Below are 12,993 nucleotides of genomic sequence, written 5' to 3'. Positions count from 1 at the left end.
CAGGTATGGGAGCGTGTCGTTCAGGGCATCGTCACTGAAATCCAGGAAAAAAGAATCGAGATCCATTGCCGATCCATTGCCGTCCATCTTCGCTCGCGCAATATAAGTGCATTAAGCGTGAAATGCACCCGACTCGCAAGAATAAACATCACCCGGCAACGTCTGCGTGCCCAACACCGCATCCCGCTTATCAAGCAAATGCCGCTGCAGGATCCCGGCAAGCCTGGCGCCGTCCCGCGCTTCCAGCGCCAGCAGCATCTGCGTGTGGTCCTGCACCGCGCTGTCCCATTTCGGCGCCTGGAAATTCGAGCGAAATCGCAGCGCCTGCAAGCGCCGGTTGACGGTCTGGTAGATCTGGCGCAGCGCCGAGTTTCGCGCTGCCTCGTTGATCCTGTCATGGATCGTCTGGTTCCGTGCGTAGTAGCCGGCAAGATCGTTGCGCGTGCGGCACGCGATCATATCGTGGTGCAGGCGCCTGATTTCCAGCAGCTCCGCGTCGGTCATCCGCTCGCACGCGAGTTGCCCCGCCAGGGCCTCCAGGCCCCCAAGGACTTCAAAAGCCTCGCGTATCTCGGGTGCCGACATGCTGGCCACCGACGCGCCACGGTTGGGGGTGAGCTCAATCAGTCCTTCGGCAGCAAGCACCTTCATCGCTTCGCGCAGCGGCGTTCGCGAGATGCCAAAGACCTCGCAGAGTTCGCGCTCATTCATCTTCTGGCCGGCCACCAGCTTGCCTTCGACAATGAGACTCCTGATATGGTCCACCACCGCGTCATGGAGGCGTTGGCGCATCACCTTCGGGAGCAATGGCGCGGATCCGGGGCGGGCCGGCGGCGGTGCCGTTTGCATGCAGGACTCCAATTAGCTTCCTTGTGCGGAAATACTAACGGAAATGTCGGCAAATCGATGCTCAAACGGGATTGAGAAAACTTCAAGCCGGCTTGCCGGATTTATGGAGATCGTTCTGCTAAATTGAATTGTATTCAAAATTCATCAGAGGAGAACGCAATGCTTAAGCTGGATTTTCATCCTTCCGGTCGCCACTTTCTTCAAATTCCGGGGCCGAGTCCTGTCCCCGACAGGATCCTGCGGGCGATCAGCTATCCGACGATCGACCATCGCGGACCCGAGTTCGGCGCGCTTGGCCTGAAGGTGCTCGATGGTATCAAGAAGATCTTCCAGACGCGGCATCCGGTCATCATTTATCCCGCGTCCGGAACCGGCGCCTGGGAGGCCGCGCTGGTGAACACCCTKAGCGCGGGTGACAAGGTCCTGATGTACKAGACGGGACATTTTGCGACGCTGTGGGACAAGATGGCGCGCAGTCTCGGCCTGCAGCCCGAGTTTCTCGGGCTTCCCGGCATCGAGGGATGGCGGCGCGGCGTGAATGCCCCGATGATCGAAGAACGGTTGCGCGCTGACACGCGGCATGAAATCAAGGCGGTTTGCGTCGTCCACAATGAGACGTCGACGGGCGTGACCTCGAATATCGCGGCGGTACGGGCCGCCATCGATGCCGCCGGGCATCCGGCGCTGCTGATGGTGGATACGATCTCCAGCCTTGGCTCGGCGGACTACCGGCATGATGAATGGGGCGTGGACGTGACCATCTCCGGTTCGCAGAAGGGCCTGATGCTGCCACCGGGGATCAGCTTCAATGCGCTGTCCCCCAAGGCCATCGAGACCAGCCGTCACGCCACGTTGCCCCGCAGTTTCTTCGGCTGGTCTGAGATCCTGGAGATGAACAAGACCGGATACTGGCCCTATACGCCGAATACGAATCTGCTCTATGGCTTGTCGGAAGCGCTGGACATGATCGAGACGGAGGGGCTTCAGCATGTCTTTGCCCGCCACAAGCGTCTTGCCGAGGCATGCCGGCGCGCGGTGCGGGCCTGGGGGCTCGAAATCCAGTGCGTGGACGCCGCGGTGTACAGCCCCGTGCTGACCGGCGTCATGATGCCGGATGGTGTCGATGCCGACGTGGTCCGCAGGAATACCTACGAGCGCTTCGATATTTCCCTGGGCGCCGGGCTGGGCAAGTTGCGTGGCCGGATGTTCCGGATCGGCCATCTGGGCGACTGCAATGACCTGACGCTGGTCGGGGCGCTCGCGGGATGCGAGATGGGCCTGAAGATCTCCGGCGTGAAGACCGCCGCCAGTGGCGTGCTGGCGGCGATGGAATTCCTTGGCGATCAGGTCGTTCCACCGCTGGTCAAAAGCTGAAGGCCACCCGTTAGCGCAGCGCCAGGGATGTGACTGACGGTCCGGGACGGGTGCCCGGACCAGGCCGCATTCACTTCATCTTCCGTCAGCGCGGCCGGGCTTCCCCCGAGACATTTTCGTGGTCTCGCCGAAGCCCCGCTCGCGTGGCCGGCATCCGCCAGGCCCACCGCCACCTATCATGACTATCCTATCCCCGTCTCCGCTGGTGAAACCCGTTCATCTCGTGCCTTCGCGTGCCGGTTCAGGCAGTCCGCTCGCCAGGCTTCTCCGCAAGGAACTCAGGGGGGACGTACTCTTCGATGCCGCCAGCCGTGGGCGGTACTCCACCGACGCGTCGATCTACCAGATCATGCCCCTGGGCGTCGTGGTGCCGCGCGACCAGGCCGATCTGATCCTGGCGCTGGACATAGCAAGGGATAGCGGAGCCCCGATCCTGGCGCGAGGGGCGGGGACCAGCCAGTGCGGCCAGACCGTGGGCGAGGCGCTCGTCATCGACAACAGCAAATGGCTCAATAACGTAGTCAGCTTCGATGCGCAGGCCAGGCTGGTCACCGTTGAGCCGGGCATTGTCCTGGACCACCTGAATGCCTGGCTGAAGCCGCATGGCTTGTGGTTCCCGGTGGACGTCTCCACGGGGGCGCAATGTACGATCGGCGGCATGGCAGGCAACAATTCGTGCGGCTCCCGCTCGATCGAGTACGGCAACATGGTGCACAACGTGCACGCCATCGACGCTGTCCTTGCCGACGGCACGCAGGCCAGTTTTGCTTCGGTGCGCGGCGATCCGCAGCCGGGGCGGCTGGGCGAGATACTGGCGGGACTGCGGCACATCGCCGAACGCGAGAATCGCGAGATTGTCGAGCGGGTCCCGAAGGTGTTGCGCCGGGTCGGTGGCTACAACATCGATATCTTCGATTGCCAGAATCCGCGGTCATACACGGACGATGGCCTGGCCAACCTGGCGCATATCCTGGTCGGGTCCGAAGGGACGCTGGCGGTAAGCCGGCAGCTCACGCTCAGGCTCTCGCCGCTCCCGGCGCATAAAGTCCTGGGCGTCGTCAGCTTCCCCACCTTCTACCAGGCAATGGATATGACCCAGCACATCGTCAAGCTGGGTCCGTGCGCGGTGGAACTGGTCGACAGGACGATGATCGACCTGGCGATGGGCAATCCCGCCTTCCGCCCGGTGATCGAGAAGGCGCTGGTCGGCAATCCACAGGCCATCCTGCTGGTGGAGTTCGCGGGCGAGCAGCAGGATTCCCTGCTCAGGCAACTGGATGGCCTGGTCGAGTTGATGGGCGACCTGGGCTTGCCCGGCTCGGTCAAGCCAATGGCCGACATGGGGCAGCAAAAGGCCTTGTGGGAAGTCCGGAAAGCCGGCCTGAACATCATGATGAGCATGAAAGGCGATGGCAAGCCCGTCTCCTTCATCGAAGACTGCGCGGTACCGCTTGAGCACCTGGCGGAGTACACCGACCGTCTTACCGGCGTGTTCCATCGGCATGGCACGGAAGGAACCTGGTACGCCCACGCCAGCGTGGGTACCCTGCATGTCCGGCCGATCCTGGACATGCGGCGCGATGGCGCCGCGAAAATGCGGGCCATTGCCGAGGAGGCCGCCGAGCTGGTCCGCGAGTACAAGGGCGCGTTCTCTGGCGAGCATGGGGACGGACTGTGCCGGGGCGAATGGGTGGCGTGGCAGTACGGCCCCAGGATCCACCAGGCATTCCGGGAGATCAAGTCGCTGTTCGACCCGGATAACCGTTTCAACCCGGACAAGATTGTCCAGCCGCCGCGCATGGACGACAGCCGGCACTTCCGCTACTCCCCGGAGTACCAGGCGATCGCGCTGCAGCCCGCGCTCGACTGGACCGCATGGAATGTCATGCGGGACCCCATCTCGGGCGTGGAGACCGCCCCCGGCCTGGGCGGCGACCGCGCCCAGGGGCTGGCGAAGGCCGTGGAGATGTGCAACAACAACGGCCACTGCCGGAAGTTCGATGCCGGCACCATGTGTCCCAGCTACCGCGTGACGAAGGATGAAAAGCACGTGACCCGCGGGCGCGCCAACACCCTGCGGCTGGCATTGTCCGGCCAGCTGGGGGCGGAAGGGCTGGCCAGCCCCGAGGTCAAGGAAGTGCTGGACCTCTGCGTTTCCTGCAAGGGCTGCAAGCGGGACTGCCCGACCGGCGTGGACATGGCGAAGGTAAAGATCGAGGCGCGCTCGGCCTGGACGCAACGGCACGGACTGGGATTACGCGACCGCCTGGTGGCATTCATGCCGCGCTATGCGCCGCTGGCGAGCAAGTTCGCGCCGCTGGTCAACCTGGCGGACCGGATCCCGGTGCTGTCCTCGCTGATGAAGCGCTGGATCGGTTTTGCTCCCGAGCGGTCGCTGCCGCGCTTCGAGCGTTCGTTTCTGTCGAGGCGCAAGACGGCAGGCCGGACAGCGATCGGCGAGAAGACCGTCTTGCTCTTTGTCGATACGTTCAACAACTATATGGAGCCGGCGAACGCGGTTGCCGCGGAGCGTGTGCTGAGCGCGGCCGGGTATGACGTTCACTTCAGTGTCTCGCCGGACCAGCGGCCGCTTTGCTGCGGGCGCACCTTCCTGGCGGCGGGCCTTGTCGACGAAGCCAAAGCCGAGGCAAGGCGCGCACTGGATGCCTTGAAGCCTTACGTCGCTGCCGGTGTACCCATCGTCGGACTGGAACCATCCTGTCTGCTCTCCCTGCGGGACGAGTTCCTGAGCTACGGATTCGGCGACGAAGCCCGGCGCCTGGCGAAGTCCGCCTACCTGTTCGAGGAGTTCCTGGTGGCGGAGAAGGAAGCCGGCCGGCTGGCGCTCAAGCTCACAGGCATTCCCGGCAACAAGGTGCTTGTGCATGGCCATTGCCACCAGAAGGCGTTCGATGCCTTCCGCCCGGTACAGACGGTATTGAAATGGATTCCGGGACTCAAGGTCGACACGGTGGAGTCGTCTTGCTGCGGAATGGCTGGCAGCTTCGGTTATGAAGCGGAGCACTTTGAAGCGTCCAGGGCCATGGCGGAGCTATCCCTGCTGCCAGCGGTCCGAAGCGCCGGCAGCGACGCGGTTGTCGTCGCCGATGGAACGAGCTGCCGTCACCAGATCCATGACGGGACGGGTACGCCGGCGGTGCATGTTGCCCGCTTGCTGGCGTCCGCGCTCGACGAGGATTTCGATGCCTTGCTGCGCGCGGGCTGACCTGTGTTGTCCCGCGGCGATTGCGAAACCGCGATCGCCCGCTGGACCGCGCCGGTGAAGCCCCGTCGGCAACGCGCACGACCTGTGCGGTTATACTTGCGCGAGGTTCCGTTGCCGCAGGCATACGCGCACCGGGCATGGAGGATACGCCCCGATAGTGTGCTCCGGCGTCTCGGGTTCTCCTCCCTCGCGTAGCTCTGAACGCCTGTTGTCCGTCGCATCCGCAGCGGTTGGGGTAGGTACACTCGTGAGCACTTTCCATGACGTATAGAGTTCCACCGCTGCAATGCCTGACCGCGTTCGAAGCCGTCGCGCGGCTGCGCAGCGGGACGTTGGCGGCGCAAGAATTGTGCGTCACGCCCAGTGCGATCAGTCATCGCATCCGCCAGCTTGAAGACGTCATGGGCATCGAGCTTTTCAATTCGGTCCAGGGCGGGTTCACCCTGACGGCGCGAGGGTCCGAGTATCTCGAAGTGGTGAAGGAAGCGCTGAACGCGTTGAGCCACTACAGCGCCCGGCCAAGGTCGGCCGGAGAGATCCGCCAGTTGCGCGTCGCCGCACCGCCGACCTTTGCGCGCCAGGTGCTGGTGCCGCATCTCACCGGTTTCCAGGATGCGCACCCCGATATCGAGCTGATTCTTCAGCTGTCCGTGCCGCTGGTGGGGCTCAAATCCGAGAATGCGGATATCGAGATCCGCTTTGGCACAGGAAATTATCCGGGCCTCGAAACGGTGAAGATACTGGATGAGCCGGTCTTTCCTGTCTGCAGTCCCAGCTACCTTCGCGATGTCGGACCATTCCAGTCGCCCGAGAAACTATCCACGGCACGCCTCCTGCGTTGTCCGCTTGAGCCCTGGCGGCCCTGGCTGGTGGCCGCCGGGCTGGACTGGCCGGAGCCGAGCATCGGCGCGCAGTTTGTCGACCTCGGGCTGATGCTGGAAGCGGCGGTGAACGGCCAGGGCGTTGCACTGGCGCGCAACAGGATGGCGCGGAGCTGGATCAGTTCGGGCGTCCTGGTTCCCTTGTTCGACCTTCAGGTGCGCTCGATCTACGCGTACTACATCACCTACCCGCCGGGATGCGAAGAGGGGAGCGATATTGTGAAGTTCGTCCGCTGGATGACCGACATATTGCGCAATCCGTTGAAGTAAGCCGGAATCAGCCTGAATCAGCCTGAATCAACCGCCTGAGGCTCCGCCGCGCATCTCGTGGGCAACCGACAGCATCGTGGCGGCAGCGGCCGCCGCCATATCGGCGGAGATGTCGAGGTGGGTGGTGACGCGCACGAAGCCACGGTCGATAGCCCGGACCCTCACGCCGCGTTCAAGGCATCGTCCGGCGAATCCCGCATTGTCGATCCTGGCGTCGGAGAACGCGAAGCGCAGGATGTTGGTCTGCGGCACCGGCGGATCGAAGCGGAAGAGCTGGCTGGCGGCCAGCGCCCGCCAAATCAGCGCGGCATTCTCATGATCCCGGGGCAATTGTTCCAGGTGGTTGTCCAGTGCATACAGTCCGGCTGCCGCGAGGACGCCGGACTGGCGCATGGCGCCGCCCAGGCGGTACTTCCATTCCCACGCGCGCTCGATGAAACGCCCGGTGCCGCATAGCACGGCCCCGACAGGGCACCCAAGTCCTTTGGTCAGGTCGATCCACGCGCTATCCCATCCCTGTGCATAGTCCGACGGCGCCATGCCGGTAGCGGCGCTGGCGTTCAGCAGGCGGGCGCCGTCCATGTGGCATGCCAGGCCGGCATCTTGCGCCACATCGCGCACGCCCTTCAGTTGCCCGATGCTCCAGACTGCGCCGCCGGCGAAATTGGTCGTCTGCTCGACGCACAGCATGGCGGTTCGCGGCGAGGTACGGCCACGCGGACGGATCGCGCCGGCGACCTGTGCCGCATCGAAGATGCCGTGCGGCGATTCGAGCGGATAGACGGCGACTCCGCCAATCGCGGCGGCACCGGCGGCCTCGGTGCACACGATGTGAGACTGGCTGTCCGCGATCAGCTCGTCGCCGGGCCGGGCATGCACCAGGATCGCGACCAGGTTGGCCATCGTCCCGGACGGAAGAAAGACGCCGGCCTCCATGCCCAGGAGACCGGCTACCCGTGCGCAGAGGGCCAGCGTCGTCGGGTCCTCGCCGGCTTGTTCGTCGCCAACGGTGGCGCCCGCCATTGCCGCGCGCATGCCGGGCGAAGGCCGGGTCTTAGTGTCGCTGTAGAGATCGATCCGCGTATGCATGGAATCCTGCCTCGTGATAGGGAAAGCGGCGAGGGAAAAAAGCCGATCCGGGGGATCGGCCAAATGCTTGCCTCTTTGGGGAAGGGGCAGGCGCCAAGCTAATGGATGACCATCTGCGTGAACGGGTAGACATACGCCTGCAGCGTAATGAAGAGTCCAACGAGAACGGCCAGGATCAGGGAGTGGAAGAAGACGTAGCGCAAGATGTCGCCTTCATGCCCGTACCACTTGGTGGCGGTCGAGGCAACCACGATGGATTGCGCATCGATCATCTTCCCCATGACGCCGCCTGAGCTGTTGGCGGATGCCATCAGGTACGGCGACAGGCCGAGTTGTTCAGCGGTGGTCTTCTGCAGGCCGCCGAACAGCACGTTGGCGGCCGTGTCCGATCCGGTCAGCGCCACGCCAAGCCAGCCGAGCATCGTGCCGAAGAGCGGATAGAGGACACCGGTATGGGCAAAGGCAAGCCCCAGCGTCGCGTCCAGGCCGGAGAACTTGGTCAGGTAGCCCACGCCGAACATGGCGCAGATGGTCAGCAGCGAATACCGGACCAGCTTGATGGTCTGCCAGTACTCCCGCAGCAGCCTGGGCAGCGAGTATCCCATCAGGATGCCGCCGATCACCGACGCGACCAGGATGCCGGTGCCGGCCATCGACAGGACGTTGAACGAGTACACGGCCGATTCGGGAATCGCCGCGGCGACCACCGGCGGCATCTTGAGCACCATTTTGTCCAGGCCGGGGATGCTGTATTTCCAGGTCCAGAGGACATCCAGGGACTTCTTGACCTGCGGAATCCCCCACAGGAAGACAAACACAGTCAGGATGACCCACGGCATCCACGCCTTCGCCGCGGAGATGCGGCGTTCCGGGGCTTCCGTTTGCGGCGGCTCGTGGTTCTCGAYCCTGGAATCATCGTGACGGTTGAACAGCTTTGCGGATGTCCAGATCTTGCGGGGCTTCCAGACCTTCATGAACAGGGCCAGGCAGCTCATGGAGACGAGCGAGGAGATGACGTCGACAAGCCAGGGCCCGTGGAAATTGGAAACGAGATACTGCGGGACCGCGAAGCTGACACCTGCGACCAGGATGGCCGGCCAGATCTCTTTCATGCCCCGGAAACCGGCAAACGCCCAGATCAGCCAGAACGGCACCAGGACCGAGAAGAAGGGCAACTGCCTTCCGATCATGGCCGAAAGTTGCAAGAGATCCAGCCCCGTGACGGAAGCGAGGGCAAGGACAGGGGAGCCAAGCGCGCCGAATGCCACCGGCGCCGTATTGGCGATCAGCGCGAGCCCGGATGCGGCGAGCGGGGAGAAGCCAAAGCCGATCAGGATGGCGCCAGTGACCGCGACCGGCGTGCCGAATCCGGCGGCGCCTTCAAAAAAGGCGCCAAAACAAAACGCGACCAGCAATAGCTGGATGCGCTTGTCTTCCGTGACCCCGGAGATCGAATTCTGGAGCGCCTTGAAGAAGCCGTTCTGCGTGGTCAGCCGGTGCAGGAAGATGATGTTGAGGACGATCCAGCCGATCGGGAAGAGGCCGGAGCTGCGACGAGTGTCGAGAGCAACGGGCTTCCCAATGGATCATAGATTTGACTCCATGCCATGTTTGTCTCCTAGCAATGCATTTTTATGCGGCTGAATCGATATGTTTCGATACTTCGCCGGTGGGGCACGGAGTGGTTTCAGACTGGTTTTAATTCACGCCGTGAAGAGATCGGCGGTCCGGCGCTGGGGGGCCGGACCGCGATTGACCATTGCAATATTGACTAGTGCACTATCGCAATAGCGCGCCATCGCGCTTCGGGTCAGGCATTGTGCCGCGCGGGGACGGTGCCCGCGGAATTGAAGAGGAGATCGTTCAGGTCGTCGTCCTCGGCCCCGGCAGTGCGCTCCTCCGGATGCGAGGAGAATTCAACTGGCGCCAGCGCGCGCCGGTTGACCTTCAACTGGAACACATCGAAGCGGTTGTAGTAGCCGACCACGTCCTGGAACTGCTTCGGCACCACGCATTTCGCGAGGTCGATATCCGCATAGACGATGCCTTCCTCGTCGCGGATCACCTCGCTGATGGGCTGGCCATCCGGTCCCAGGATCATGGAAACGCTCTTCGGCGACTCTTCGAGCAACTGGCGAGCCCTGGAATTGTCGCGGCTGATCATGTCGATGGCTTCGGGGGGAAGAAAGCCCGATGCCACGATATTGAAGAGCTTGCCTTCGAAGGCGTGYGCGCCGGCGCGCAGGCGGATCGCCGCTTCAAGGTCGTAGCCCGACTCTCCCGGCGGATTGGTCGGCCAGCGCGGAGAGAAGGACGAAACGTGCACGTTTTCACCTTGCGCGAGCAGCGTAAAGCGTGCGAGGGCATTGGTGTTCTCGCCGCAAACCAGCGCACCGATGCGGCCGATGCGGGTGTCCGACACGCGCAGGCCGTTACCGTCGCCCGGTGTCCACGTGAGCTTCTCCCAATACGTGGGAACGAGCTTGCGGTGTGCATTCAGGATGGACCCGTCGTCGCCGATCAGGATGTTGGTGTCCCAGATGCAGGCGGGGCTGATCGGCGTGCCCTCGTTGATGCCCAGTGAAACAAAGACACCGTGCCGCTTGGCGCAATCGCGGATCTGCCTGACCTCGGGGCCATTCACTTCCACTGCCGACGAGGCCAGCTTGACGAAGAACTCATGCACATCCACCGGCGCCCAGACGCCGGACCAGACCGGGAAGGAAGAGATGAAGGCTTCCGGAAACGCGATGAGCTCGGCGCCGTTGCCGGCGGCTTCGGCGATCCATGCGCAGGCCTTGTCGACGGTCGCCGGCGTATTGAAGTAGATCGGTGCCGCATGGCACGCGGCGGCTTTGAACTTGGGATAGGTTTTCATTTGAGGTTGTCTCCGAAAGAAATGCCGTTGCCGGCAGTTGGGTGCTTTAGCTGCTTTAGGTGCCTTGGGTGCCTGAACATTCGGGCGCTGGCGTTCGAAAGCCGGGTTCCGGGAACCGGGCACCAGGAAAATCAGGCGGCGAAACGGCGGATCGCGTCTTCGTTCCACCGGATGCCCAGTCCGGGAAGCTCGCCGGGCTCGACAGCGCCTTCGGTTACCTGCAAGGGATCCAGCAGGACCGCGTCAGCGAGCCCGAAGTACTCCAGGTAGTGCGCGGTCGGGGTAAGGCTCTGGAGATGCGCGCTCGCCTCCTGGAAGAAGTGCGTGGAGACCGGGATGGCGGTAGCGGCACAGACCGCCGAGGCGTCGAGCCAGCCCGATACGCCGCCGATCTTCATCAGGTCGAGCATCATGAGGTCCGATGACGCTTGCTGGATGCTGCGGAGCACCTCGCGCGGGCCGTAGAGGTTCTCGCCAAGCTGAATGGGGGTCCTGACCGCGGCGGCGATCTTCGCGTGGCCGGCGAAATCGTCGTACCTTGTCGGTTCCTCTATCCACTCGATGCCCTCTTCGTCGAGGGCCTCGCCCCTGCGGATGGATTCGGGGACGGACAGGGACTGGTTGTAGTCGACCATCAGCTTGCCGTCCGTGCCGATCAGTGCCCTGGCGGCGCGCACGGCCCGGAGGTCTTCCTCCAGGGTCGGGTACCCAATCTTGATCTTGATGGCGCGGAAGCCCGCCCGCACGGCGGCTTCGATCAGCGGCGCGGCATCATTCGGACGCTCCATGCCGAAGCTCGCATAGGCAACGGTCTTTGACGGCGTGCCACCGAGCACCCGCACCAGCGGCAGTCCGATGACGCGCGAATGTGCGTCCCACAGGGCCATGTCGATCGCAGCCAGGGCCATGTCGAGGAGGCCTGGCGTGCCGATCAGGACGAACTTGCGCCGGAGCGCTTCCATATTCGCCCGCGGTTCGAGTGCCCATGACTCCATCACCGGCAGGACGTCTTTCAGTACCTGGACAATGCCCCGCAGGACGAGCGGCGTATACGTGAAGATGTACGCGCTGCCGGCGATGCCGCTGCTGGTCTTGATATCGAGCAGCACCAGCGGCGCGGTCGCCATGACACCGCTTGCGGTTCGCAGGGGAGGGTGCAGTGGAACAATGACCGGGCGCACATCGAAGCCGGTGATCAACGGGGAGTTGGACATAATCGCTCTCGCTGGGTTTCTCAAAAACGGATGACGCTAGTATGCGTTGAGAATCGGGAGCGGCAGTATGGGAGTGCTTTGAAAGTATTTCACGAATCATTGAGCCCGTAATCATTAGGCTCGTATTCGTCCGTCGCTTTGAATAAAAACGAAGTGCCTTGAAATACGATCAAGCGGGATTGAAATATTCGCCGGCGGCCGCCTTTCCGTTGCCTGAGCCGGTGGCGCCGCTGTATGGTGCTCATGCCAGGCGCCAGTGCGCGCGGAGACTGTGCGGGACGGGGTGCTCCGCGGGATGCCCTTGACCATGCACTGCGATAAAACATGCCAAGGGACCATGCTGTGATTCGAAAGAACCCAAGCGGAGATTTACCGGTTATTCACGAGAGTGCATTTGTCGACCCCACCGCAATCATTTGCGGGCGCGTGGTGGTCCGTGAGAATGTGTTCATCGGACCCTATGTCGTTATCCGGGCGGATGAGGTCGGGCCGGACGGCGGCATGCAGCCGATCGTCATCGGCGCGAACTCAAATATCCAGGATGGGGTAATCATTCATTCCCGGGCGGGTGCGGCGGTGCTGATCGGGTCGGACACGTCCATTGCCCACCGCGCCATCGTCCACGGACCCTGCGACGTGGGGGACCGCGTCTTTATCGGATTCAACAGTGTCCTGTACAACTGCTCGGTCGGCCATGACTGCGTTGTGCGGCACAACGCCGTGGTGGATGGCTGCCGCCTGCCGCGCGGATTCCATGTGCCGTCCACGGAGCGGATCGGGCCGGCAACGGATCTGGAACAGATCCCGCGAGTGACAGCGGATGCCGCCGAATTCTCTGAAGATGTCGCACGTACGAACAATCAGTTTGTAAGCGGCTACAAACGCATCCAGAACGAGCTGTGAGGGGAGGGGGCTCGCGCATCGGACAAGGCTTGCCCCCTGCTGGCTTTCATGTATCGCTGATCACCGCCGGGCATCCGCAGTCCCGGCGGTGATCGCTTGCTTCTGGCGCCGGTACCCGGCGACTCAGTCCTTGGGCGATTGCATTGCCGCGGCGCCCACTACCACCAGCGACGTCATATTGACGATACGCCGCACCGTCGCCGACGGCGTCAGGATGTGCACCGGCGCCTTGACCCCGAGCAGGATCGGTCCGATCGCCACATTGTTGCCCGCCGCGACCTTGAGAAGGTTGTAGGCGATGTTGGCCGC

General features: G+C 63.2%; 9 protein-coding genes and 1 pseudogene. 4 read left to right on the top strand and 6 right to left on the bottom strand.

Annotated elements, in window-relative coordinates; genetic code table 11:
- Positions 1 to 111: 111 nt before the first annotated feature.
- Positions 112 to 849 (bottom strand): GntR family transcriptional regulator, encoded by a 738-nt coding sequence (locus AC1DN0_RS39045; RefSeq protein ID WP_441628410.1) that lies wholly within the window; start codon positions 847 to 849, stop codon positions 112 to 114.
- A 159-nt stretch (positions 850 to 1,008) separates the two neighbouring features.
- On the opposite strand from AC1DN0_RS39045, the gene AC1DN0_RS39040 reads away from it, so the two are divergent.
- The 3 genes from AC1DN0_RS39040 to AC1DN0_RS39030 all read left to right on the top strand — a co-directional run bounded on the left by AC1DN0_RS39040 (position 1,009) and on the right by AC1DN0_RS39030 (position 6,600).
- On the top strand, positions 1,009 to 2,223 hold the full coding sequence (locus AC1DN0_RS39040) for a pyridoxal-phosphate-dependent aminotransferase family protein (RefSeq protein WP_477146509.1): 1,215 nt from the start codon (positions 1,009 to 1,011) through the stop codon (positions 2,221 to 2,223).
- Between the two features lie 178 nt (positions 2,224 to 2,401).
- On the top strand, positions 2,402 to 5,449 hold the full coding sequence (locus tag AC1DN0_RS39035) for an FAD-binding and (Fe-S)-binding domain-containing protein (protein ID WP_477111536.1): 3,048 nt from the start codon (positions 2,402 to 2,404) through the stop codon (positions 5,447 to 5,449).
- Positions 5,450 to 5,709: 260 nt separating this feature from the next.
- Positions 5,710 to 6,600: a LysR substrate-binding domain-containing protein gene (locus AC1DN0_RS39030; RefSeq protein WP_441628416.1), complete on the top strand. Its 891-nt coding sequence runs from the start codon at positions 5,710 to 5,712 to the stop codon at positions 6,598 to 6,600.
- A gap of 27 nt (positions 6,601 to 6,627) precedes the next feature.
- Here the strand turns inward: AC1DN0_RS39030 and AC1DN0_RS39025 are convergent, their stop codons facing one another.
- The 4 genes and pseudogenes from AC1DN0_RS39025 to AC1DN0_RS39010 all read right to left on the bottom strand — a co-directional run bounded on the left by AC1DN0_RS39025 (position 6,628) and on the right by AC1DN0_RS39010 (position 11,781).
- Positions 6,628 to 7,689 carry a threonine aldolase family protein gene (locus AC1DN0_RS39025; RefSeq protein WP_441628418.1) on the bottom strand — a complete coding sequence of 354 codons (1,062 nt, stop codon included), beginning with the start codon at positions 7,687 to 7,689 and terminating at the stop codon, positions 6,628 to 6,630.
- Positions 7,690 to 7,787: 98 nt separating this feature from the next.
- A pseudogene (locus AC1DN0_RS39020) lies at positions 7,788 to 9,236 on the bottom strand (L-lactate permease); the annotation flags it as partial.
- A gap of 263 nt (positions 9,237 to 9,499) precedes the next feature.
- Positions 9,500 to 10,567, bottom strand: coding sequence for a carbon-nitrogen hydrolase family protein (locus tag AC1DN0_RS39015; RefSeq protein ID WP_045240866.1), 1,068 nt, complete (start codon positions 10,565 to 10,567; stop codon positions 9,500 to 9,502).
- Positions 10,568 to 10,698: 131 nt separating this feature from the next.
- Positions 10,699 to 11,781, bottom strand: a complete 1,083-nt coding sequence (locus tag AC1DN0_RS39010; protein WP_441628422.1) for an enolase C-terminal domain-like protein — start codon at positions 11,779 to 11,781, stop codon at positions 10,699 to 10,701.
- A 342-nt stretch (positions 11,782 to 12,123) separates the two neighbouring features.
- Between AC1DN0_RS39010 and AC1DN0_RS39005 the strand changes: the two genes are divergently transcribed.
- A complete protein-coding gene (locus AC1DN0_RS39005) occupies positions 12,124 to 12,684 on the top strand; it encodes an LbetaH domain-containing protein (RefSeq protein ID WP_441628424.1) in 561 nt (186 codons plus the stop codon).
- A gap of 123 nt (positions 12,685 to 12,807) precedes the next feature.
- On the opposite strand, the gene AC1DN0_RS39000 is transcribed toward AC1DN0_RS39005, so the two are convergent.
- On the bottom strand, positions 12,808 to 12,993 hold a 186-nt coding region (locus AC1DN0_RS39000), incomplete at its 5' end, for a phosphate acyltransferase (protein ID WP_477111538.1).

The sequence above is a fragment of the Cupriavidus sp. 05N39 genome, assembly GCF_056397325.1.
The sequence above is the reverse complement of the archived record's forward strand: the minus strand, read 5'-3'. Positions and strand labels throughout refer to the sequence as shown.